The sequence below is a fragment of the Ignavibacteria bacterium genome, assembly GCA_017302895.1.
In the GTDB taxonomy this organism is placed as follows: Bacteria; Bacteroidota; Ignavibacteria; order Ignavibacteriales; family Ignavibacteriaceae; genus UTCHB3.
The window spans coordinates 1,737,499-1,762,146 of the sequence record JAFLBV010000001.1; the positions used below are offsets into that span (position 1 = coordinate 1,737,499).

The 24,648-nt window shown below is 42.7% G+C and carries 18 protein-coding genes; 14 read left to right on the plus strand and 4 right to left on the minus strand.

Annotated features, from left to right (window positions below; all coding sequences use genetic code 11):
* The first annotated feature begins 1,096 nt into the window (after window positions 1–1,096).
* The 10 genes from J0L60_07080 to J0L60_07125 all read left to right on the plus strand — a co-directional run bounded on the left by J0L60_07080 (window position 1,097) and on the right by J0L60_07125 (window position 17,232).
* Entirely contained in the window at window positions 1,097–1,771 is a 675-nt protein-coding gene (locus tag J0L60_07080) for a T9SS type A sorting domain-containing protein (protein MBN8545881.1), read from the plus strand.
* 576 nt (window positions 1,772–2,347) lie between these two features.
* On the plus strand, window positions 2,348–2,758 hold the full coding sequence (locus J0L60_07085; GenBank protein MBN8545882.1) for a hypothetical protein: 411 nt from the start codon (window positions 2,348–2,350) through the stop codon (window positions 2,756–2,758).
* 405 nt (window positions 2,759–3,163) lie between these two features.
* Window positions 3,164–7,552, plus strand: a complete 4,389-nt coding sequence (locus J0L60_07090) for a choice-of-anchor A family protein (GenBank protein MBN8545883.1) — start codon at window positions 3,164–3,166, stop codon at window positions 7,550–7,552.
* 268 nt (window positions 7,553–7,820) lie between these two features.
* Entirely contained in the window at window positions 7,821–8,426 is a 606-nt protein-coding gene (locus J0L60_07095) for an RNA polymerase sigma factor (GenBank protein ID MBN8545884.1), read from the plus strand.
* On the plus strand, window positions 8,423–10,006 hold the full coding sequence (locus J0L60_07100; GenBank protein ID MBN8545885.1) for a hypothetical protein: 1,584 nt from the start codon (window positions 8,423–8,425) through the stop codon (window positions 10,004–10,006). The genes J0L60_07095 and J0L60_07100 overlap by 4 nt, the downstream gene beginning before the upstream one ends.
* Before the next feature lie 159 nt (window positions 10,007–10,165).
* Window positions 10,166–12,223, plus strand: coding sequence for a SpoIIE family protein phosphatase (locus tag J0L60_07105; GenBank protein ID MBN8545886.1), 2,058 nt, complete (start codon window positions 10,166–10,168; stop codon window positions 12,221–12,223).
* A complete protein-coding gene (locus J0L60_07110; GenBank protein ID MBN8545887.1) occupies window positions 12,223–12,579 on the plus strand; it encodes an STAS domain-containing protein in 357 nt (118 codons plus the stop codon). The genes J0L60_07105 and J0L60_07110 overlap by 1 nt, the downstream gene beginning before the upstream one ends.
* Window positions 12,580–12,584: 5 nt before the next feature.
* Window positions 12,585–13,016 (plus strand): ATP-binding protein, encoded by a 432-nt coding sequence (locus J0L60_07115; GenBank protein MBN8545888.1) that lies wholly within the window; start codon window positions 12,585–12,587, stop codon window positions 13,014–13,016.
* Between the two features lie 2 nt (window positions 13,017–13,018).
* Window positions 13,019–14,698, plus strand: a complete 1,680-nt coding sequence (locus J0L60_07120; protein MBN8545889.1) for a SpoIIE family protein phosphatase — start codon at window positions 13,019–13,021, stop codon at window positions 14,696–14,698.
* On the plus strand, window positions 14,695–17,232 hold the full coding sequence (locus J0L60_07125) for a SpoIIE family protein phosphatase (protein MBN8545890.1): 2,538 nt from the start codon (window positions 14,695–14,697) through the stop codon (window positions 17,230–17,232). Before J0L60_07120 ends, J0L60_07125 begins: the two co-directional genes overlap by 4 nt.
* Here J0L60_07125 and J0L60_07130 read toward each other — a convergent pair whose 3' ends face one another.
* The gene (locus J0L60_07130) at window positions 17,233–17,802 is read right to left on the minus strand and encodes a hypothetical protein (protein MBN8545891.1); all 570 of its coding nucleotides are present in this window, start codon (window positions 17,800–17,802) and stop codon (window positions 17,233–17,235) included.
* A 26-nt stretch (window positions 17,803–17,828) separates the two neighbouring features.
* Window positions 17,829–18,185: a hypothetical protein gene (locus J0L60_07135; GenBank protein ID MBN8545892.1), complete on the minus strand. Its 357-nt coding sequence runs from the start codon at window positions 18,183–18,185 to the stop codon at window positions 17,829–17,831.
* A 110-nt stretch (window positions 18,186–18,295) separates the two neighbouring features.
* On the opposite strand from J0L60_07135, the gene J0L60_07140 reads away from it, so the two are divergent.
* Genes J0L60_07140 through J0L60_07155 form a run of 4 tightly spaced genes read left to right on the plus strand, consistent with a single transcriptional unit; the run spans window position 18,296 to window position 22,211 of the window.
* Window positions 18,296–18,970, plus strand: a complete 675-nt coding sequence (locus J0L60_07140; GenBank protein ID MBN8545893.1) for a metal-dependent transcriptional regulator — start codon at window positions 18,296–18,298, stop codon at window positions 18,968–18,970.
* Complete coding sequence (locus J0L60_07145) at window positions 18,967–19,983, plus strand: metal-dependent transcriptional regulator (GenBank protein ID MBN8545894.1); 1,017 nt, start codon at window positions 18,967–18,969, stop codon at window positions 19,981–19,983. Before J0L60_07140 ends, J0L60_07145 begins: the two co-directional genes overlap by 4 nt.
* 2 nt (window positions 19,984–19,985) lie before the next feature.
* Window positions 19,986–20,753, plus strand: a complete 768-nt coding sequence (locus J0L60_07150) for a 50S ribosome-binding GTPase (protein MBN8545895.1) — start codon at window positions 19,986–19,988, stop codon at window positions 20,751–20,753.
* Between the two features lie 57 nt (window positions 20,754–20,810).
* On the plus strand, window positions 20,811–22,211 hold the full coding sequence (locus J0L60_07155; protein MBN8545896.1) for a ferrous iron transporter B: 1,401 nt from the start codon (window positions 20,811–20,813) through the stop codon (window positions 22,209–22,211).
* Window positions 22,212–22,258: 47 nt separating this feature from the next.
* Here J0L60_07155 and J0L60_07160 read toward each other — a convergent pair whose 3' ends face one another.
* Both J0L60_07160 and J0L60_07165 read right to left on the minus strand, forming a co-directional pair.
* Window positions 22,259–24,133 carry a T9SS type A sorting domain-containing protein gene (locus tag J0L60_07160; GenBank protein MBN8545897.1) on the minus strand — a complete coding sequence of 625 codons (1,875 nt, stop codon included), beginning with the start codon at window positions 24,131–24,133 and terminating at the stop codon, window positions 22,259–22,261.
* A 166-nt stretch (window positions 24,134–24,299) separates the two neighbouring features.
* On the minus strand, window positions 24,300–24,548 hold the full coding sequence (locus tag J0L60_07165; protein ID MBN8545898.1) for a DUF2442 domain-containing protein: 249 nt from the start codon (window positions 24,546–24,548) through the stop codon (window positions 24,300–24,302).
* Window positions 24,549–24,648 lie beyond the last annotated feature (100 nt).

A 24,648-nucleotide genomic window follows, 5' to 3' on the forward strand; every position in this document is an offset into this window, starting at 1 on the left:
CAACCCCGAGGGAGTAAAACTTTGGGGCTCACAGGGTCTGCTTATTTCCAATAATCCACAAAATTCATCTTTGGTGGATTACGATCTAACATGTGACGCTCAGAGCAATGCGATTGTTGTTTTCACCGACATAAGATCGGGGGATCTCGATGTTTTTGCATACAAGATTTCTCCAGCCGGGCAATTTTTGTGGGGAGCTAACGGGGTGGCTCTCTCATCGGGAACAGGATACGAAGCCAATCCCACAGTTGCTGTAACTTCCGATGGAAATGTGGTTGTAGCCTGGATTTATGCAGTAAATCCCTATAAAGTGTACATGCAAAAACTTGATGCCACCGGTGCAAAACAATGGGGAGCAACTCCTCTCATCTACGGGTCCGCAACAGAGGGGTATAATTTTCCGAAAATAGTACCATCTGATAACGGATCTGTAATAGTTTCACACAAGGTGACAACGGGAAATTTCCCCGCCCAAACAGTAAAGCTGGCTGCACAGAAGTTTAATTCTTCCGGTTTTGCACAGTGGGGTACCGGTGGAGTCTGGGTGCAAAGCCTTGGAAAGGTTATGGCATTTACAGCACAATATTCAGAATCTGATGGCGCCAATGGCGTGATAGTCGCATGGCATGACGACCGGAACTCGATAAATCTCCAAAGTGCGTGGGTGCAGAGAGTGAAATCTGATGGAACCCTCGCTTTCCCGGCAAATGGAGCGGAATGTGCCACCACTTCCGGAATTCATAAATGGAACCCTGTGGCGGCAAAACTTACCGGTTCAGATGAAGTTATGGCTTTTTGGAGATTCACAAATTCCGACCAGAATCAGGACGGACTCGCGGTACAGAAGTTTAGTGCTTCAGGTGTAAGACAGTTTACCGATGATGGCATCACCCTGAGGGCGATGACAGGCACAGCCAATATTGTCGGATATGATCTTGCAGCAATCTCCAACTCGGCGTATATTGTTTATAATGTCGGAAATTCAGCCGGACTCAGCAACACTGTTCAGGGACTGATGATCAACTCCAGCGGTACAAACGCATGGGGAAGCACAATGCCCCTCTCTTCGCTTGTGTCTGACAAGGGACGACTTCAGATGGTGAAAGATATTTCCGATGCAGGTCTCGCTTTTTGGACTGACAAAAGAGTTGGAAATGGCATTTACGGGCAAAAAATAAATACAAACGGTACTCTTGGTAATGTTATTGTACCTGTGGAACTCTCAAACTTCGCTTCAACTGTGTCGGGAAATTCTGTTATTCTCGAATGGTCAACAGCAACCGAAACGAACAACGCCGGATTTACTCTTGAGAGAAAATCCGCGTCCGGTTCCTGGATAAAAGCAGCCGAAATTCAGGGTGCCGGAACTTCAACCAAGCCTGTAGAATACAGATTTTCCGATAACAATCTCACACCCGGGACATATAACTACCGGCTTATTCAACGCGATTTTGACGGAAGGGAAACCATCTATTCGCTTCTGAATGAAATTGTAATTTCTGTTCCCGGACAGTTTGAACTTGGTCAAAACTATCCCAATCCTTTCAATCCGACAACTGTTATTCGCTTCTCGTTACCCGTTTCAGGGATGACCTCTCTGAAGGTGTACAATGAGACAGGCGAAGAGGTTGCGACTCTCGTTGATGGAGTAAGAGAAGCAGGCAACTATGAAATCAGTTTTGATGCGCGAGGACTAAGTTCCGGAGTCTACTTTTATACCCTCAGTTCCGGTGAATTTTCTCAGACGAAGAAACTTGTTCTGATGCAGTAATTTGCATAATTCAATAGTGCAGGAATTTTCGGTCGTCATTCGCGAGGATGACGACCTTTTTTTTTGTAAAAATTGTACATCTGTCAGAAATCTCCTTAATAATTCTCTTTTAGTACTATTTGTTGCTACCTTCTTTTAACCGCCAGGATTGTGTCTCATTATGAGAATTGCAGATATTCCCTGTAGAATTATGAGAAACCGCAATTCACACCAAAAACGCAGGAAATTTACTGCCCTGCCCTCGAAAAAATAATATCTACCTCATTTTCTGAAAAAACTGTATTTAAATGGTACAGTTGCTTATGGTTAAAATTTGTTATATCTGAAAAATAGAAATGGCTTTTTCTTCTGATTTTGACCTTTATTGCAGTTTTAGACTGTCTGAAAAAGAAATGGTTTTTGGGCAAAATCGAGTTGGCACGAAACTTGTAAGTATAGAGATGCATTTAATAGAAAGTGTTTGCCGAATTGCATAACGATCTCCAAGAGATATGTGCTTTTCACCCGGTGTGGAGACTGAGAATACCACGGCAGATTACTGATCAGCTAACAGATTTTTATACGGAAACCATTTCGATGAATTTAACAGATGTAACGATACTGATTGCGCAAGGAACATTTGTGGTAATATTTGTATTCGCTCTTGGCAGTTTTGTGGCATACAAGATGAGAGGGAAGTCAACACCTGTTTATGTAGAAAGGGCAAAGGTTCAGGTTCCCTACAAAGAGTCACCTGTGATCATTGAAGAAGATTATCAAATCTCCACGCATATTCAGTCGCATACATTTGGTGAACCTTCGGTTTCAGCTCTGACAATTGGCAGGGTGGAACCACCTAAGATCACTTCGAAAACGGTAAAAATCAGTTCATCCAAGCCTGCTCCAAGAACTGCATCGCTCACCAGGTACAAAGTCGTTAATTATACATTTGAGAGACAGTCGCAAAGTGTGGTTGAAAGGCCGAACATCAACACCAACTGGTCATAACGACTTAATAATTTTTAGATCCGGTCCCCGGAATTAAAGGCTTCTCGTGATAACGGGGAGCCTTTTTTTTGTATCATAATGAGAATAAACAAATATTTCCACAAATAACCGTATACAATTGAGAAATCCCCCTTTCATTCATTTTACTGAATAATCAGGGGCATTTTTACACCCCAAATCCACTTCCCAATCCGTCGACAAATAAAATGCTTCATAATGAGACACTTTGTGCCGTAATTACAAATTTAAATTCAGGCAAAATCAGAAGCGTTACATATTCGATATTCAGCCTGAAAACGAAGGAAAAATGCAGAAAACAAGCTAAAAACGAAGAAAATTTCTGTTGGCACAATTATTGCTGTATTAAGTTCGATTTTTCAAATAACTAATTAATCGGACTATAACATGAAAACAGCGAAAACTTTGATAAACAGCGCGATCCTCGTGATCCTGTTTACTTTCGTTTCTGTTGGGAATCTTCAAGCCCAGGGATCGTGCAATCTGAACGGATTCATGACCTATACACAGGGCGGATGGGGAAGTCCTTCCAACAGCACCCCGGGTGGAATACGAGATGCATACTTCAATGCAGTTTTTCCATCGGGCGCAGTAATGGGCGGCAATTTTACTGCCTCGTTTACAAGTGCGTCAGCAGTAAAAGATTTCCTGCCTCAAGGTGGAACCTCTGCAGCGTTTAATGCGAATTACAGCAATCCAACCTCAACTTCCGCAGGGGTTCTTGGCGGACAGGTAATGGCGCTTCTTCTTAATGTAAAATATGATGAAGCGGGATACCTTGGAACCAATCCTTTGAAGCTAAAAGATCTCGTTATCACGACGGGTACTTTCGCAGGAAAAACTGTCAGTGAGTTCCTGGCAATTGCCAACACCAAGATTGGCGGTGGAAGCTCTCCTTACACATTTTCTCAAATCAACGATGCCGCAACTTCGATAAATGAAAACTTTGATAACGGTACAGTTAATCAAAATTTCCTTACATGCCCGACTACACCACCAGCACCGGCATCACTCGGTGACAAAGTATGGAATGATGCAAATCAGAATGGTATTCAGGATAACGGCGAAGCAGGAATCGCAAATGTAACAGTAAAACTTTACACCTCGGCAAATGTACTTGTCGGCACAACAACCACAGACGCCAACGGCAACTACAGCTTTACCAATCTTTCAGCAGGAACATATTTCGTTGAATTCACAAAGCCATCAGGTTATACTGCATCACCAAAAGATGCCGGATCAGATGACACAAAAGATTCAGATGCGGATGTTACAACCGGAAAGACCGGAAACTATACATTAGTTGCCGGACAGAACAACATCACAGTTGATGCCGGATTTTATGTAACACCACCAGCACCTGCATCACTCGGTGACAAAGTATGGAACGATGCAAACCACAACGGCATTCAGGATAACGGCGAAGCCGGTATCTCGAATGTTACCGTTAAACTTTACACTTGCGATGATAACCTCGTAGCTACCACATCAACAGATGCCTCCGGCAACTACCTCTTCTCTAATGTTCAACCCGGAAGCTACTATGTAAAATTCAGCCAGGTTACAGGATTTATCTTTACAACCAAAGATGCCGGATCAGACGATGCTTTGGATTCGGATGCTGATCCTTCAAACGGTAAAACTGCTTGTTTCACACTTGCAGCAGGTGAAAACAAAACAACAGTTGATGCAGGTCTCTATGTAAACTTCATCACCATTGGTGACAAGGTTTGGAAAGACCTCAATAATGATGGTATTCAGGATGCAAATGAACCCGGAATCCCCGGCGTGACAGTAAAACTTTACGACTGTAACAATACTCTGATTACTACCACTGTAACCGATGCAAACGGAATCTACCAGTTCTGCTGCAGCATTGGCGGGGGAAGTTACTATGTTGAATTCGTTCTCCCTTCCGGTTATGTTTTCTCACCAAAAGATGCCGGATCTGATGATACAAAAGATTCAGATGCAGATGTTACAACCGGAAAGACCGCCTGCTTCAATATTTCAGGCGGACAGACCAATCTTACACTTGATGCCGGAATTAACCAGCTTCCTGTAAACATTGGTGACAAGGTATGGAACGACATCGACAAAGACGGTGTACAGGACAACGGCGAAGCAGGTATTCCAAATGTTACAGTTAAATTATATAACTGCCTCGGAGTTCTTGTTTCCACAACAACCACCGATGCAAACGGACTGTATCACTTCAACAACATCCCTGCAGGCGATTACTATGTTGAATTTACAGCTCCTTCAGGTTATGTATTTTCTCCTCAGAATCAGGGTTCAGATGACAATGCTGACTCTGATGTTGATCCTTTAACAGGAAAAACAGCATGCAAAACATTTGTTGGCGGAACAACCGACAATTTAAACGATGCAGGTCTCTATTACGGAGCAGCAGATCTTCAGATCACAAAAACCGTAAACAGCTCAACTTTGACCTGCGGACAGAGCCTCACTTATACAATCACAGTTACCAACAACGGACCTGCCGATGCGGGCAGCATAACTGTAAGTGACATACTTCCTGCAGGACTTCTCTATGTATCAGCAACTGCTTCACAGGGAGCCTACACATCAGGTACAGGAAACTGGACTGTTGGAACTCTTACGAACGGAAGTTCAGCTACTCTTACAATTGATGTAACAGTTGACTGCTCAGCAATGAACAATGCAAATATCGATCTTGGACCAGCCAGACCGTACAATGTATTTGTTCTTGAAAACATTATTCAGCCATCTGCAGATACCGAAGGTAAACTTGCAGTTGGTGGAAATGCAAACCTGTCAAACTACAGTGTAGGCGACAAACTTCCAAACTCAAACGGAGCAGAGGATGTTCTGGTTGTTGGCGGAAACCTTTACTACACAAGTGGTCGTGTTTACAATGGTAATGTAGCTTACGGCGGTCTTACAAATCTTCCAATATCAGCCGTTTCAATAGACGAAGGCACTTTAAGACATGACGCTTCAGTAATCGACTTTGCCGCAGCAAAGACTCATCTTGAGAACCTCAGCACACAGCTTAGCGGTTATGCGGTAAACGGAACCACCACTTTCCAGTGGGGTACTGTGAACCTTACACACAATGATCCTTATCTTAATGTGTTTACAGTTAACGGCAGTGATCTTAATGCAGCCCATACATTCGAAATAAATGTACCAAACGGTTCAGCAGTAGTGGTCAATATCCTAGGAACAACAATCAACTGGCATGGTGGATTGTTCGTTAACGGTACTGCGATGAACAATGTACTTTACAACTTCCCGCAGGCAACTTCCCTTACAATCTCGGGAATAGATGTAAAAGGATCGGTTCTTGCACCTCTCGCAGCACTTAACTTCCCTGCAGGTATCATAACCGGACAGACGATTGTTAAGTCGATGACAGGAAGCGGACAGTTCAACCTCGCTCCGTTCCTTGGAAACATCCCTGCCAATCAGAGCATCGTGAATGTTGCTTCGATCACAGGTTCAAACATCTCTGATCTCAACACAGCCAACAATACTGCATCCGCTGTAGCTAATTTCCCATCAAACGGTGGTGGAAGTGGCGGCGGTACAGGTGGTGGCTCCGGATCAGGTAACTGGCAGCAGATCGGTAACATACCTTCAGGTCAGGTTGTTACATGTCTCGAATCAGACAACCTCGGCAATATCTATGCAGGTACTGCAAGTGGATATATCTACAAGAGAACCGGCAACAATCCAAACTGGGTACATGTTAACCCGCTGGTTTACTCAGGCGCAGTATGGGCAATTGAAACCCATCCTAATGGTACACTTCTTGCAGGAACCGTGACAGGTGTTTACATTGGAACCAATAACGGAACCGCATGGACACTCAGCACACTTCAATACAAAGATGTCCGCACAATCAGGATAGACGCTCTTGGAAATGTATTCGCAGGAACCTGGGGACAGGGAATGTATGTCTCCAACAATTGTGGACTTACATGGACACAGTCGAATACAGGACTTGGAACACACCTTATTGTAACGGGAATAACTGTAACAGCCAACAACACAGTATTTGTCGGTACATTCGATGGTGGAGTCTTCAAATCAGTTGATCATGGAGCCAGTTGGGTATCACAGACTGTAGGATACAACTACATCTGGGCAATGGCTTCGAACTCAAACGGTGACATCTTCGCCGGAACTTATGGTGACGGACTTTACCGCTCAACCAACGGTGGAACAAGCTGGACCAAAACAAGCTTCCCCGGAACATATGTATACGAGCTCAGAATAGATGCAGCAGACAATGTATTTGGTGCTTCTTATTCAGGTGGTGTTTTCGCTTCGACCAACAACGGAAACACATGGTCGAGCATCGGTATGGGAGGATTTGGATTAAGCTCACTCCTTATCGTTTCAAACGGCAGCACACCTGACGGAATGGGAACCGGAAAAATCTACACAGGAACAGCAAATGGATCGATCTACATGGCTGTTTCAGGTGTTACAGATGTGAAATCAGAAAAGACTGAGATTCCAACACAGTTCAATCTTTCACAGAACTATCCTAACCCGTTCAATCCTTCTACAAGAATCAATGTAAGCATACCAAAAGATGGATTCTATGAAGTGTCGGTATTCAGCATCACCGGTGAACTTGTAGCAAAACTTGCAGCAGAGCAGCTTACGGCAGGTGTTCATTCACTTGACTTCAATGCTTCAAATCTGCCTTCAGGTATCTATATCTACAGATTGACCGGAAACGATGTAAGCATCACCAGGAAAATGACTTTAATGAAATGATGATGGATGATGTGTGTAGAGAGGCGAATGGAATGCAATAATTCAAAAAATGCAATAATCCAGTAACACTCTCAAATTTGAAGGCTGTCCGCGAGAAACGGGCAGCCTTTTTTTTGTTCGTTTTTTAATAGAGTCACATGTCATGATCACAAACCACTCAGCACAAACAACTGGCTTCTTTTAAACTCTTTTCCTATCTTTGCACATCCTCTGCAAAACAAAGTTCAACAATCGTGGAACTTAAACTTTTAGGAGCTCGTCAAAAGCTATGAACGAAAAACAAAATAATGAAGATATGCCCCAACCAGCACAGAATATATTCAGTCTGAAAGATGACTTTGCTCTGATACAGGCTTTTAAGGACGGCGAGGAGTCGGCTTTTAAAGATCTGGTGGTCAGACACAAAGAGAAAGTCAGAAATCTTATCTATCTGAATCTTGGCAACACATCATCCATCGATGATATCAGTCAGGATGTTTTTCTTTCTGTTTACAGGAAGCTGAAACAGTTTCGTTTTCAATCGCAGTTTACCACATGGTTGTATACGATAACCATTAACAAGATTCGGGATCATGTAAGAAAGCAAAAAATCATGTCGATTTTTTCAGCTTTTAATGGTGATGAAGGAGACAATCTCCCCGATTCCGGAGGGTATAAAGATAACTTCGATATAAACGAAATGGTACGGGATGCAGTTGCGAAACTTCCGCATAAATTGCGTGAGCCTTTAATTCTTCGTGATTTTGAAGGTCTCAGCTATCAGGAGATTTCAGAGACAACGGGCACAGATATCGGCACAGTTAAATCAAGAATTTTCAGAGCACGCGAAGCACTAAAAAAGATTTTAGAACCCTGGCGCGAGGAATTAATATGAAGCAATTTGATAAAAATTTTGAGAATATTTCCGCATTGATCGACAATGAACTGAGAGAGGATCAGGCGGCTATCTACAGGGAAAAAGTACAAAATTCCCCTGCGTACAAAGAAAAATATGCGGAAATGGCGAAAATCAAACAGACAGTCCGGAAACTGCCGCCACTACCTGAGGACCATTACTTTTATACAAGACTCAACGAATTTATAAAAACCGAGAACAGGAAGACTGCCAAATGGAAGCCCTTCGTAAAACCTGCAGCATCACTTGCGGTACTTACTGTTGTCCTGATGTTTTTCTTTAGAGTGAGTCCTGAATTCCTCGATAACCTAGTGGAAGACCAGAAAGGGAATATTGTAGAGTTTTATACAAAGAACCTCAGACCCTACTTCCAGGAGGATGAACTTTCGAGAGATGACATCTTTAATTTTGCGTTTTCGCAAGTGTTGCCTGTTGATTCAATGGGGACGAATGTAATCAGCCTTGACGGATCGAAAGATGGAGCTTCAATTGCAATCAGACAAATGACGGCAGGCGACTCAAAGATTACGCTGAAAGAATTCACCGAAAAGCTGAATCTGAATCAGGATCAGAAAACCAAGCTGGATGGTGTTTTGAAGAAATATGAGAGCAAGATTCGTAAAGCCATCCTGGTAAACGAGAATAACACGGTAGCTGTAAATGCTAATTTGTGGAACTATAATAAAGCACTAAAGGCTGAGATTATGGCTATCGCAGCGGAAAACCAGGCACTTGCAAAGGTGATGCCGGCTGCTTTCCTCGAATCGATGCCTGCTTTCTCGGATATCGACTTTGCTGAAAATGAAGATGATTATGTCTGTATCAATCCTGATACCGTGTTTATTGCTTCGATCAAGGTGAACACAAAAGATCCGAAATTTAACATACCGGTTGCCAACAAAACAGCAATCTTTGCTAACAAAACAGAAAACTTTAACACGGGCAAACACAAATTTGGCGGGTATTACGGGAAAAACGGTGATTCCTCCAAATCCACCAAATTCAAAGTGTTCATTGATACGAATTTTCTGAAGTTTGATATACCGCAAGGGGCATTTGAAGCCGCAACTCCCGATATCATGGTGCTTAAACGCCTCGATTCACTCGTAGATCTGAGCATGAAAAACCTCGACCTTCGTTTCAACTTCGAAGGCTCGAAACCGGGAGAGCCATTCGGATTTAAGTTCAAGCTGGATTCTATGGGTGTACCGGGTTCAGGAAATATCTTTGAATTCAAGTTTGATACCACAAAGGGCTTCAATTTCGATATGCATTTCCCCGGTAAGGACAGTGCGGGATTCAAAATAGTTGTCCCCGAGGGGATTGAAAAACTTGAAGACTTAAAAGGACTCGGCAATCTCGACTCTTTGATGATCTTCAAATTCAAAGGGAAAGATTCCACATTCAATTTCAATTTCCCGTTCAAAAATTTCGACGGCAACATGAAACAGTTCCAGGAAGAGATGAATAAATTCCGCGAAGAGATGGACAAGTTCCGCGACGAAATGAAACAGCTAAAACCAAAGCCAAAAAAAGAGAAGAAGGCAGTCGTTATTTAGTTATGAGTTTTTAGTTATGAATTATGAGTAGATGCAACTAATAACTAAAAACTCATAATTCATAACTAAACCAAGCCGTTCATCACTCAATATTTTGCAGAGACGGGCTTTTTTGGTAATTTATTTACCAATTACCAGAAAATTATGTAAGAGCACTCTTTGCAGATACCACCACTGTTCAACCGGTTTTTACTTCCCGGAATTATCGGATTTGTAGTACTTAGCATTTTCAGAACTTTCTTCATCTCCGGAGACAGTTTTGGGACCGTGCTTGTGTTGGAGTTAGGATCTGTCGCCATACTTTTTGTGCTCGTATCCGAATCGATAAAGCTGACTTCGTCGTACAAGGCAAAACCCACCTGGCTTGTCACTGCACTCCTTGTTCTTACTTTCATCGGTATTTTTCTGAAACTCCTTTACAATTCCATCGACAGTCTGTTCCCAATAGCATCAGTATCATATGAAAAACTGATCGGGCTGGATGTGTTGCCGCTCGTACTTATTCTCCATACTACGACAATAATAATATCAGTGGCTTCACTCGTGATATTCAGGCACCTCTTCTTTCTGAAGCAGAGCAAAAATCTGAACATCTATTTCAACGCGATGCTTATTTTTATCGCACTGACGGTTGCCACTTCATTCACTTCCGAAAAGAGATTTACAGATTACGAGTTCATCCAGATAACCTTCTATGTGGTTGCCACGATTTTGATGTTCATGAACAGTTTAAAGATTTCGTGGATTGCTTTTTTGAAGAAAAGACAGAAGAGGCAGTTGCTGCTGATCTCGGTTCTGATGATAGCACTGTTGATAATTTATCTTTCGGTGTCTTCTGACCAGTCAGGATTCAATAATTTACTCTCCGGTTTCTCACATGCTTTTTACCGTTTCAATAATCTAATAACCGTTTATGGAATAATTTATTTTGGCGTTTTATTTTTTACTACTTTGTTCCACCTTCCTACAGCGGAAGCGTTTGACAGGCGGACAAAGGAGATTTCGTCACTGCAGTATTTCAGTAAACTGATAAATCAGGTTTTTGATGCGAAGGAGTTATCCGACACCATTTCAGACCTGGCACTGGATGTATCAGGGGCGAATGCTTCATGGCTTTTTCTTTTTGGCGACAAGAACCGCACCGAAGGTATTAAGGGGACTGGATTCGTGACGGCGGAGAAAGTGACAGCTTTCCTCACCTCTAAACATGATTTGACCACGGTAAAAAGGATCCTGATGCTCGACCTGAAGGAGTTTTACCGGAGCGAGATGACGGATGAACAGTACTCTTTTGTGTATGTGGTGCCGATGATTTCGTATTCGAGGACACACGGAATGCTCATTCTGCTGAAAAAAGATGCAGTCGAGTATGACGACGAGGAGAGAAACATCATTCAGACTTTCGCAGATTATGCATCGGTTGCGATTGAGAATTCGTACCTGCTTCAGGAGTCAATCGAAAAGGAAAGACTGGAAAAAGAATTCGATGTTGCCCGGGAAATGCAGCAAAAGATTCTACCGGCTTCACTTCCGGTAATAAAGGGATATGAGATTGCCGCTGTATTTATACCGGCATTTGAGGTTGGGGGTGACTATTATGATTTCTTTTCACTTCCAAACGGGATGACGGGTTTTGTAATTGCAGATGTTTCGGGGAAAGGTATTTCCGCTGCATTTGTGATGGCGGAGCTTAAGGGGATACTCGAATCTTTTGCCACAATGAAATTTACTCCCAAAGAGATTCTGGTGGAGGCAAACAAAGTTTTACAGAAGGTTCTGGACCGCAGGGTGTTTATAACCGCTGTTTACGGAATTTTCAATCCGGAAACGGGGGAGTTTACAATTGCGAGGGCGGGGCATTGTCCCGTTTTACACAAATCGGACACCGGTATCACGGAGAGAGTTCCACAGGGTTTTGGTCTCGGAATGAATTTTACAGGGCTTTTCGAGGAAAAACTCATTGAAGAGTGTTTCGTCTTAAGCGAAGGGGAGCAGCTCGTGCTTTTCACCGACGGGGTAAATGAGATGAAAAATGAAATTATGAAAGATTTCGGAACAGAGAGGCTAAAATCTCTTGTTCTATCAGAGAATAACGGAAGTGTGAACAATCTCGCTTCCCGGATAGTAAAAGATTTAACTGAATTTGCAGGATCAAAACCACAGCACGATGATATTACGCTGGTGATCCTGAAAAGAATTAAAACGGAGAAACAATAATGGCAGAATTTAAAACCAATTTAAAAGAGGCAAGTGAGTGCAGTATTATTGAACTCACCGGTTATCTTGACGCTCATACGGCGCCTGAATTGGAATCGGCGTTCACCGGACTGATTGACAAAAGCAAGTATAAAGTGGTTGTCAATTTTCAGGACCTTGAATATATTTCAAGCGCCGGTCTTGGTGTATTTATGGCTTACATTGAAACGATGCGCGAGAATGGAGGCGACATTAAACTCGCCAACATGAAACCCACAGTTTACAGTATTTTTGATCTTTTGGGATTCCCCCTCCTTTACGATATTCTTCCTGATGTCGACGGGGCTCTCACGAAATTTAAACAACAAGGTGCCTGACTAAAGTGAATAACAACAATGCTAACAACCTGGAGTTGAGAGTTAAGAGCAGCACCGAAAACCTTGCGCTGATTCGGGAATTCGTGGGTAATTCCGCGCGGCATTTCAGTATCAGCAAGGAAGTCGTTGACAAGTTAATTCTTGCAGTTGATGAAGCATCTTCAAATATTATCAGGCATGCGTACAAAAACAGCCCGGAAGGTGAAATTGTGGTTACCTTCATCTGTGATGAAAACGAATGCACGATAATTCTTACCGACCACGGAACGGGATTTAATCCCTCCTCGGTGAAGTATCCTGATATGGTTGCATATCTGAAGGAGAAAAAGCGGGGCGGACTCGGAATCCATCTTATGAAAATATTGATGGATGAGGTTGATTATTTCTCGGTGACCGGTGAGTACAATAAACTCGTTCTTAAAAAGAAAATTGCCTGAAGATGCCCGATACTGAAACACTTAAACTCCAGCGAAATCTCTCTGCTCTTGTGGAGTTCAGCCGGATTGTAAACTCGAGTCTTGATCTCGACTTTACCCTGAACAACCTCCTTTTCAGTTGTCTTGGAAAATTCCTGACGACCAAAGGTTTTGTGCTTATCGAAGAAAACGGTACTGCACAAATAAAAACCGCAAAAGGAATTCCACATCAACTGGTGGAGGAGTTTAATTCCGCAGGTCACCGGTTCTCAGATCAACTCGTTGAGGGGGGGTACTTCTCAAAACTTGGTGTTTCAGTAGTCGAGAAAATATCTTCATCGAGGAAAGAACTTGGCTACATCGCATTGGGTGAAAAGATTACGAAGCAGCCTTATAACAGCGATGAACTTGATTTTATCAGAACAATTTTGAACATTGCTGCCACGGCGATAGAAAATTCACTTAACATAACGGAACTTAAACAGGTTAACCGTAACCTTGATTCAAGGATTAACAGACTCAGTTCACTGTTTGAACTCGGCAAGGAATTCGGACTTCTTACCGAAGAGTCCCGCATCAGCAAACTTCTTGCTTACTCTCTTCTCGGGCATTTTCTCTCCTCCGTTTATGCCATAATTATTTTTGAAGAGAGGAAAGCGAAAATTCTTGATTCCACCATTTCCAAGGGGAAATTGAAGGATATTGCAGATTCCCTCGCTCTTAAAAGTATCGATACTCACTACCTCGGTGATGAGATAGATGAACTTCATCCTGACCTCACATCACTCAAGGTTGAAATTGTTGTCCCGATGAAGATTCAAAATGAAGCAAAGGGACTCATTTTGCTCGGTAAAAGGGCGAACCAGCAGTTGTTTCTTGAAACTGACATTGAATTTATTTACTCCATCGGCAGTCTTGCAATAATATCTTTGGAGAACAAAAGACTTTTCAGGGAAGCCCTTGAAAAGCAAAAGCTTGAAGAAGAGCTTGAGCTCGCAAAAGACATCCAAAAAAATCTTCTGCCTAAAGAGATACCGTTTATGCCGGCTTATGAGATTGCCGCCACATCGATATCTTCAAAACAGGTCGGGGGCGATTATTATGACATAATCAAAAAGGATGAGCATAAATATTTTGTTGCGATCGGGGATGTGTCGGGGAAAGGTGTTCCCGCCGCTCTTCTGATGGCAAACCTGCAGGCATTTTTGAAATCGATTTGTACTCAGAATGTTGCCATCGATGATGCCACAGGGACGATAAACAACCTGGTGGCAGATAATACTTCGGACGGAAAATTTATCACATTCTTTTGGGGGATCCTCGATAACAGTAATCTTGAATTTTCCTATGTAAATGCAGGGCACAACCCTCCGCTTCTTATCAGGGATGGCGAGATAACTTACCTCGACAAGGGAGGTATCATTCTTGGTGTCATGCCAACTTTTACACCCTATCTTACCGAAACAATTCAGCTTCAGGAGGACGATCTCCTCGTTTTGTTTACCGACGGAGTTACTGAAGCTAAAAGCCCCGAGGATGAGGAATTCAGCGATGAGGCTCTCGAATTGCTGGTGAGGGAGTCGGCAGCACTTCCCGCAGGTGAAATTCTCGACAGGATTCGTCATTCGGTCTATGACTTTGCAAATGGTGCTTTTCAGTCTGACGATATCACAATCATCGTGATAAAGGTAAAAAAGAAGTGAAGATAAACAGCCTCTTTTTTGAACGAAAGTTTATTATAAATGCTGCAACTCTGCTGGTTGCCCTGCTCGGTCTTTTGAGTATCTATCAGCTCATTTTTGTGAACACCACTTCCAACGATGAATGTCTATGGTTTGCCGGCAAAGGGAAGAACGGAAACTGGGTCATCTACATCAGAGATGTGAAGCCCGGCGGTGTGGTCGATCTGGCAGGAATTAAAAATGAGGATATACTGCTCAAGCTCAACGGGGAGCCTGTTTATGACACTTACAACGCTCAACAGATTCTGAACAAACTTGACTACGGGCAGTATGCTGAATATACCATAAAGAGGGGCGACAAGGTTTTTACGACCAAGGTCTTCGTGAAAAAACTTATCAGTTACCCCGATCTTTACTATGCCATTTTCTATTTTGTCTGGCTGATGGTGGGATATCTTGTTATCTTCTCGAATCCCTACGGTCTGGTTCAGACTTTGTTTTATCTCATCGGAGTGTTCGGAACGATATATGCGAGCAGGGGAGCATTTATAGATCACCTTCTCTACCTCAATCCGGAATTTTCTGTTCCCGTTTTGTATTACTATCCATGGCTGATTATAAGTTGTGCCACGGCGGGTATTTTTGTCCACTTTTTCCTGATCTTTCCGCATAAAAGTGTACTTCTTAAATACAAGTATTCTCATTACATACTCTATTCCTTCTTCATGATCCCGAGTTTGTTTGCGATTTATCTGACTCATATGAGGCTTAATTATACTGACTATGAGATGTCGTATATCAATCCAGAAGGAATCGTGAATCTTTTGAATGTGTTTTCACTATTGTTTGGGTTGATCAGTTTGATAGGGAGCAGTGTAAAATACTGGAAGAAAAAAGAAGGGGTGCCTCTCCGCTGGTTGACTGGGGTCTATGCGTTAGGATTCTTAAGTGTGGTGGGACTCTTCGTCTATGCCCCGCGAAATGCTCTCATTTTCTACAATAATCCTGAATTTTATGTAGTTCTGCTCACACTGACCCTTATACCGATTGCTTTTGCGGTTGCCATCTTCAAATACCAGTTGATGGATGTTAGCATCGTTGTAAAAAATTCGATCCTGTATGGAAGTGTATCCATCAGCATTGCGGTAATCTATTTCCTCTCTATTTACGGGTTCGGTCAGGGAGCGGGCACCATATTCGGGGAGGAGTACAAGAACTTTGTCGCAGTCCTCAGTTTTGTGATATTTGCCCTTGTTTTTCAGAGGACCAAAGATAAATTCCATTTGTTTATCACAAAACGGTTTTTCCCTGATCAGTATTTTAACAATCAGATACTGCTTAGTTACGGTGAAGAACTTGCCAATATTGTGGGACTGGAAAACATCCTCAAGTCAGTCAGAGATACTTTCCGCGACCTGATTCTTGTAAGAAAAATGTCGGTTTATCTAACAAATAACGATTCGTTCCACCTCGCCACAGAGTTTGGAAACAGTGAAAAAAGAGAAACCCTTTCCACACAACTCGCCGATTTCGAACTTAAATATAAAATCTATCTGGATGAGGGAAAGAAGAAGAGAATTACCGGCGAGTCGTTCGGCATTTTCAACAAAGAAGACAGAGCGTGGTTCAGACAGGAACATTTTGTCCTGATTATTCCTCTGAAAGTAAGCAGAAGGTTGATTGGTTTTATTGCTTTTGGTGAAAAATATAACGGAAATCCCTTTGCAGAGAAAGATATTGAGTCGATCAGTTCTGTTGCCTCCCAGATTGCCGTGTCAGTTGAAAATGCCCGGCTTTACCTTGAAGAGACAAAGAAAGCCCAGCTCGAGAGGGATATTGATGTTGCAAAAAGCATTCAGGAGTCTCTCCTCCCCGCATCTTTCCCTGTTCGTGACAACATTGAGATGTTCGGAAGAATGATTCCTGCTTCACACATTGGTGGTGATTATTTTGATATCATCAAGGTTTCCGATTCACGATTCTTCCTTGTGATAGGAGATGTCAGCGGTAAGGGGCTTCCGGCTGCTATACACATGACCCGGGTGCAGGCGATGCTCAGGATGCTCTGCACAGTTGACAGGACACCCGCTGAAATCCTCAAGGAATTGAACAAAAAGATTTACGATTCGCTCGGCAAAAACTGGTTTATCACAATGACGCTTATCGGGCTTGATACAAATTTGAACTGCCTCAGGGTATGCAGGGCAGGACACACACCCGTACTGATTTCACATAATGGAACAACGAAATTTTTGCAGCCGAAAGGTCTTGCGGTTGGTCTGGACAGAGGAGAACTCTTCGATCAGCATCTTGAAGAGGTTCGTCTGGAGTTGCATCCCGACACTTCCATTTTGCTCTTCTCAGACGGAATCACCGAGATGATGAACAACAAAAACGAACTTTTCGGAGACGACAGGCTCAAGGAAATTTTCTCTTCCACAAATCACATGTCACCTGAAGACCAGTATAATGTCATTTCTTCAGAACTCTTAAGTTTCAGAGGTGACAGGGAACCTTATGATGATGAAACTGCGCTGATAGTGAGGGTGAAGTAGCTAATTAAAATTATAATGCAACTGTGCCTGAATGGTATTTAACTCGGGGACAGTATTAAAAAATCCGATGTTCCATTCCACACCTGCGTGTAGAGACCACCCTCTAGATTCCACGGTTTTATCAAAAAAGTAGAAGACTGTATGGAAGGAAATTCCGCTACCGAAAGACCATGAATTGACCTCGGGAAATGAGCGGTCATTTATCATAGCCAGTCCGCCACCACCTTCTATGGAAATGCGCGTTGTCACTAATTGTTCCCCCATAAATTTGAGTGAGAACCCCTGCACAAAAGGGTAGTTCCTCCCGAACCTGTCTTCTGGCAGCAAAATCGAAAACTTCCTTGCATAAAAGGCAGCAGTTCTGAAATAATATTTCTCAGAAAACCAGAGTTTGAAATCAACCGACGCCTGAGCGGAATAACCAAATTCCTCAGGTGTGTTTCCTTTCAGCACGCCAAGTCCGGTGCCAACTCCAATTTTATGAAGCTTAATAAATTGTGCATTCAATGTGGTATTAAAAATCAAAAAGGTGAAAATTAGAAAAACTGACCGGCTGAGAAATTTATTCAAGATTTTTCCTGTTTTAGCAATTAAAATTATCTGTTTTTAGCAAGGTACAAAAGCCCTGTCAATATCAAAACACCACCCGAGACCAGCATGAAAAATTGATGATCAGGCGACAGGTTGAAGGGATTCAGATTGATTCCGATTTTGCAGGCAACCGGTTGAGCTATCAGGGCAAATCCAACAGAAAGCAATAAAATCAGGGAACCCCTCCACCGGATGATTTCACGCTTCTTGAAATATTCGATCGATGCCTGAATACCCTCTTCAGCATTCCGGTTCTGATTTTCTTCTTTCATAAAAAACTTTCTGACAAGATAACCGATAAGCCCACCTGCTATGGTGACTCCGACCAGTGCGAGCAAGAAAGTAAAGAGAGTAAATTTCATAACTGAAAAATAGCAATTAAATTATTCAAAATAAATACAGCATGTCTTTTAATTTCCCTTGTATAAAATGTTAGGAATACCTAAATTTAAATAACAAATTATCTTAATTTATGCCAACAATATCAAAACAAGATTATCTAAAAGCCATCTACCAGATTTCATCAGGAAGTGATGGTAACGCAGTTTCGACCACAGAGATTGCGAGCCGCCTCGATGTATCCAAGGCAGCAACCAGCGAAATGGTGCAGCGACTCTCAGAGCAGGGATACCTGAACTATGAGAAATACCGGGGAATGTCCCTTACAGAAGAGGGAAGGAAAGAAGCCCTGAACATCATTCGACGACACCGGATCTGGGAGCTGTTTCTCAGGGATATCCTTGGACTCACCTGGAGCGAGGTACATGCCGAGGCAGAACTTTTGGAGCACTCCACTTCCGACTTTCTCATTGAGAAACTCGACGGGTATCTGGGGCATCCTCAGTTTGATCCTCACGGTGAACCGATACCTGACAGGGAAGGAAACATGCCCGAAGTGCCTGCAGTTGTTCCGCTTCATACTTGTGAAGCAGGCAGGAGCTACAAACTTGTCAGGGTGATCGACAGTTCCTCGGAGCTGATGGATTATTTCTCGGGAATAGGACTTTCTTTAAATAAGGAAATTACAGTAAAATCAAAGCTTGCTTTCGACAACTCAACTGTTGTCATTATCGGGAATGTTACTCACAGTCTTAGTGAAAAGGTGGCAGGGAATCTCTTCCTTGTACCTGTGGAGGATGACCAATGAAAATGATCCATGAAATTTCTGTTTTGGTGTCGGGAGCCGTAATGTTGATGATTCCCGGACTGGCAAATCTGTTCCGGTCGAAACGGCAAAAGGCATTTATCGAAAAGGAACTGCTTGAGAATGCACTGAAGCATCTCTACGACTGCGAGTCGAAAAAGGGGAACGGTTCCTGTGAAAGCATTGGTGGAGCACTTGGGACAGGAAGAAAAAAATCGAATGAGCTCAGGGAGCAACTCGAATCCTCCGGACTTATTTCGGTCAAGGATGAAAAAATAGAACTGACTGATACAGGAAGAAGCTACGCCCTGAAGGTCATTCGAATCCACAGACTTTGGGAGAGTTATCTTGCGGACAAAACAGGTACCCCGAGCATTGAATGGCACAGGGAAGCGGAAGCCCGTGAGCATCAAATTTCCGAGGAGGAAGCTGACAGGCTTGCCTCCCGACTTGGCAATCCACTCTATGATCCGGATGGCGATCCGATTCCTGACAAGGAAGGATTTGTGCCACCGAGAAAAGGGATTTTACTAAGGGATTCAGCAGGAAACACATTTGCCAAAGTTACGCATATTGAGGATGAACCACAGGAGGTCTACAACCAGATAATTGCTGAAAATGTCTATCCGGGTTTGACAATCAGGGTTCTGGAAAATGAGAACGGAAAAACTGTTTTTGTGGCTGATGGCGAGGAAAAAATCTTCACGCGTCTTCTCACTTCCAATGTGACGATTATGGAAATACCAGAATCGGAAAGTGAACCGCTTGAACTGGTTACACTGGATAAGTTAAAAAAAGGCTTTGAATGTGAAATCTACAAGGTTTCAAAGTTGCTCAGGGGACAGCAGCGAAGACGGTTGATGGATCTGGGATTTGTTCCCGGCAGCACTATCTCGTTTGAGATGTCAAGTGCCTCCGGTGACCCCGTTGCTTACAGGGTTCGAGGCGCTGTTGCTGCATTGAGATTGGAACAGGCAAGACTGATTTTTGTGAAAAATGTAAGAAAGGTTGCTTAAAGATGAGTGGCGGAGCATGTGAAATCTGTCCGGCAAATCAAAATGCCTCATTAAAGAGGCTTGGACTCAATCTTGACAAGTTCAATTTTGTAGTTGCCCTTGCGGGAAATCCGAACACAGGGAAAAGTACTGTTTTCAATTCCCTTACGGGTTTAAGGCAACACACAGGTAACTGGCCCGGTAAAACTGTGGCAAGAGCCGAGGGAGCATTTGAGTATGACGGGAGCAGATATAAAATAGTTGATCTCCCCGGAACCTACTCACTCCTCTCAACCAGTACCGATGAGGAAATTGCCCGTGATTTTATTCTTTTTGGAAAACCAGATGTTACGATTATTGTTGCAGATGCCACACGAATCGAGCGGAATCTCAATCTTGTGTTGCAGGTGCTCGAGATTACGGATAAGGCGGTTTTGTGTGTTAATTTGATGGATGAAGCAAAAAGAAACGGTATTGAAGTCGATATAAGAAGTTTGTCACGGGATCTGGGAATCCCGGTGGTTCCCGCCTCCGCACGACAGGGAGAGGGCATACCTGCACTTCTTTCTTATATTAATCAGGTGGCAAAAGGGGATTTTATTTGTAAACCCCGAAAAGTTTCTTCTCTCTCACCCGAGATTTCCTCGGCAGTAACTGAATTGACGAGTAAAATAAAAAAAGAATACCCTGACCTTCCCAATGCAAGATGGGTAGCCATCCGCCTTCTTGAAGGGGATCAAAGAATTATCGACGCAATCGAAAATGATGAATTTGCAGAACTTTACAGATGAAAAATTTTAATTGGTTTGGAAGATTCCATACAGTATTGAACACAAGATTTTAGAGATATGAAAAAAGAAATTCTGGAAACAGCAAGAAATTTAAGAATCGAGAGAGGTGAAAATTTTCACGACAGCCTCGTCGAGTCAATCTATTCCGAGGCGGCTTCAATAGCAGGGGGAGCAGTAAAGTTTGGTGACTCAAAAAAAGCCTTCAGGCTCGATACCACAATAGACAAACTTGTGACAAGCAGGATATTTGGTTTCCCACTAATGCTTCTGATGCTTGCTATCGTGTTTTGGATAACAATTGTGGGAGCAAACTACCCGTCTGGCTGGCTTGCCACTCTTTTGGTTGAGTGGGGTCATCCCTGGTTAAAGGAACTTTTTACAAATATCGGAGCACCGTGGTGGCTTTCGGGGGTACTTATTGATGGAGCATATCTTGCAGGAGCATGGGTTATAAGCGTAATGCTCCCGCCTATGATGGTGTTTTTTCCGCTCTTTACACTCCTTGAGGATTTTGGCTATCTCCCAAGAGTGGCTTTTAATCTTGATTCTATTTTCAGGCGGGCAGGAGCTCACGGAAAACAGGCACTTACAATGAGTATGGGATTCGGTTGTAATGCTGCCGGAGTTGTCGCAACAAGAATTATTGATTCACCCCGGGAGAGACTGATAGCAATAATCACCAACAATTTCTCTCTCTGTAATGGCAGGTGGCCCACTCAGATACTCATTGCATCAATATTTATCGGAACTGTGGCACCTCCCTGGCTTGCAGGTATTGCATCAGCCGGTGCGGTAGTTTTTGTGGCTCTTCTTGGAATATTTTTAAGCCTGCTTGTTTCATGGTCACTGTCAAAAACATTTTTGAAAGGGGAAGTCTCCACTTTTAGTCTTGAACTGCCTCCCTACAGACCACCACGAATTTTGCAGACGCTTTACACTTCACTAATCGACAGGACACTTTTTGTGCTGTGGAGAGCTATTGTGTTTGCCGTACCAGCGGGACTGGTTATCTGGCTTGTTGCAAACATTCATATCGGTGATCTTTCGATTGCAGAACATTTCATCAAGTATGCCGATCCTGTTGCAATCTTCTTTGGACTTAACGGGGTCATTTTTCTCGCTTACATAATTGCCATCCCGGCGAATGAGATCGTAATCCCGACAATTCTGATGCTGACGGTAATGTCAGCAAAAGTAGCGGGTGCGGGTGCAGGAGCGGGTGTCATGTTTGATCTTGACGAAGTTCAGACGGCAGCTCTTCTCCAGCACGGCGGATGGACTATGCTCACGGGAATTAATCTCATGCTTTTTTCTCTGTTGCACAATCCATGCTCAACGACAATTTACACCATATATAAAGAAACGGGCTCTGCAAAATGGACAATCTTTTCCACCTTCATGCCGATAGTTTTGGGGCTCCTTGTCACATTTGTTATCGCTACCATATGGAGGATGTAGGAGTAGAGACCGGGTGAAGATGTAATCTTGAAAATCCCTATTGCCGGTTATTTCAAATAAATAATCTTTCTGGTCTCCGCTTTATCTCCGAATTCCAAACGGCAAAGATAAACTCCTGAATTGAAGTGTGGCGGCATTGTCAGGAGCACTTCATTCCTCCCTGTCGGGAGGTTACCCGGATTTATCCTCATCACTTCCTGTCCGAGGATATTGAATATTCTTACCACCACTTCCCCCGATGCGGGAAGTGAAAAACTGATTTTTGTACTGCCATTAAACGGGTTCGGGAAGTTTTGACTTACCGTGAATGTTTCCGGTGTCTGTTCCTCCTCTTCGATAGAGGTGGTAGTGGTGTCACCATATACAACGCCATTTACATAAGCACCTGTCAATTTGAAAATCTCTTCTCCGAAATCAAATGAAGACCTTGCCTCCACAATCCCAACACCATCAACTGATCTCACCAGATACCAATATAAAGAATTAATTTCAAGTTCTCTGGTGGCACGCATTTTACCAAAGTGCTCTTTTAAACTGATATCTGAAACCCGGCAGTAGATGTTCCCGGATCCTAAAACACTCATATCGGACACATCTCCCTTTCTAAGAGAATTATCTTCAGTCAATAATATATTATGGGTTGTATCCGATCCCCACCTTATTAATTGGTATATTTTCCCGTTATCTTTCTTCATCTCGAGCTGTGGGAAATTGGGATTTGAATTAAATCTGTCAGAAACAAAAAACTTGCCCCACCCCGGTACCAGGGTATCTCTCATCACACGGGTGACGGTTGTATAGTCAATGGGATACCAAAAAGTATCAGCCCACCAGCCTGTCACCTTGTACACCCAAAAATCGCCAACATGCAAAGGGTAAAAATCAGGTTCCGGCAAAGGAGTGGTAATCCATTTCACCTCTTCATAGACATTACCTGCTTTTTTGAATATCTTGTTGGTGGTCGAGATGAAAAGATCAGTCGATCCTATTATCGTAGATGTGCCGGTAATTCTGGTATCAAATATATTCGACACCTTTTGTCCTGATAAAACCGGTGCTCCCAGTTTTTTACTGTAAAGAGTATCTGCTTGATAAAAATAGATACTGTCAGAAGGGGATTTATAAGGAATTACCTGCATCGTACCAAAAAAACTCTTCAGTGCGGAATTGAATGTTCCGGCACTTCCTGCCTGTGTTGAATACTTTATTTCGTTCATCCAGTCATAAACAGACCGGGAGGTTAAAAGCAGGAATGAACTGTCACGAGTATAAGATACTGATACAGAATCATATGACCACATCGGTTGATATAGATCAGTATAATTGATACCTCCATCATTTGACCGCACAATCCCACCTGAATTCCAGGCGATTACTTCGTTGTCATTGAAAGGGGAGATGCAGATAAACCGTTCGACCTGGTGAAGTATCTGGAAAGTCTTACAGTAATCATACGAAACCTTGTAAGCGCCGTCAATTTTCACATAAAATTTCCCAGGATTCTGTTTTGAAGCGAAGAAGAACTCAATTTTTTTGTTCGGGTGGAATATATTAATTCCCTTCCCCTTTACAAATGCTCCCGTGGAATCTCCTGAAATTTGCCCCGCTATGTAAAAGCTATCGGGATGCTCCGATGAAAATGAGAGAAACTCCGCATCCACTTTCGAAACAAGATTTGTACCCGAATATATTGTTTTGCTGCTAAAAAGGAGGGTTTCCTCACCTGAATTAATATTCTTTCTGTACAATTTGTTTTCGATAACAAGGTCATTGTTATTCGTTATGGAAGTGTAGTCGCGGTAGAAGATTGAAGTGGTATTATTATGAGAAAGGGCGTACTCTATCTTTAACCCCGGATCCTGCCAAGGGGCTTGTGCCAATACTGTTGATGCAATGAATATTGCTGCTATCAACTTTTTCATCTCTTGCCTGCAAATAATTAATATTGAGTTGAAACTTAAGTATTTCGATTAAGATAAGCAAATTATCTAAATCGCGGGGCAGGGAGAAGGGCAATAAGATTTTGGCAATTGTGTCAATGTTGCTTTTCCTAACAGAAGCAATTGATTTTCTCAATAGATAATATTTTTAGGTGCCCAATTCCACCGGCACACTATCTAAATATAATGTTTCAGGGCAAAGGTCCTGTTCATTTTGCCACTGAACTGTCCCGAGGCACACCTTGGCAGTTCGGAAGTATGCTATATCTTTCAACTCTTTAAAGATTCCAATATCTAAATAAGGTGTCATATTAAAGACTCTTACTTCACCGTTCGTGAATGTAAGCAGGAGTCTAAAATTTTCCAATGTTTTTACAGATGCAACTCTTGGATTCATATTTTCGATCACCTATTTTAAAGGGTCAATTTTAAAAACGGGCTCACCTTTATTCGTAGATACCAAATTGTATTTCTTTCTAAAATTTCCAACTTACTTA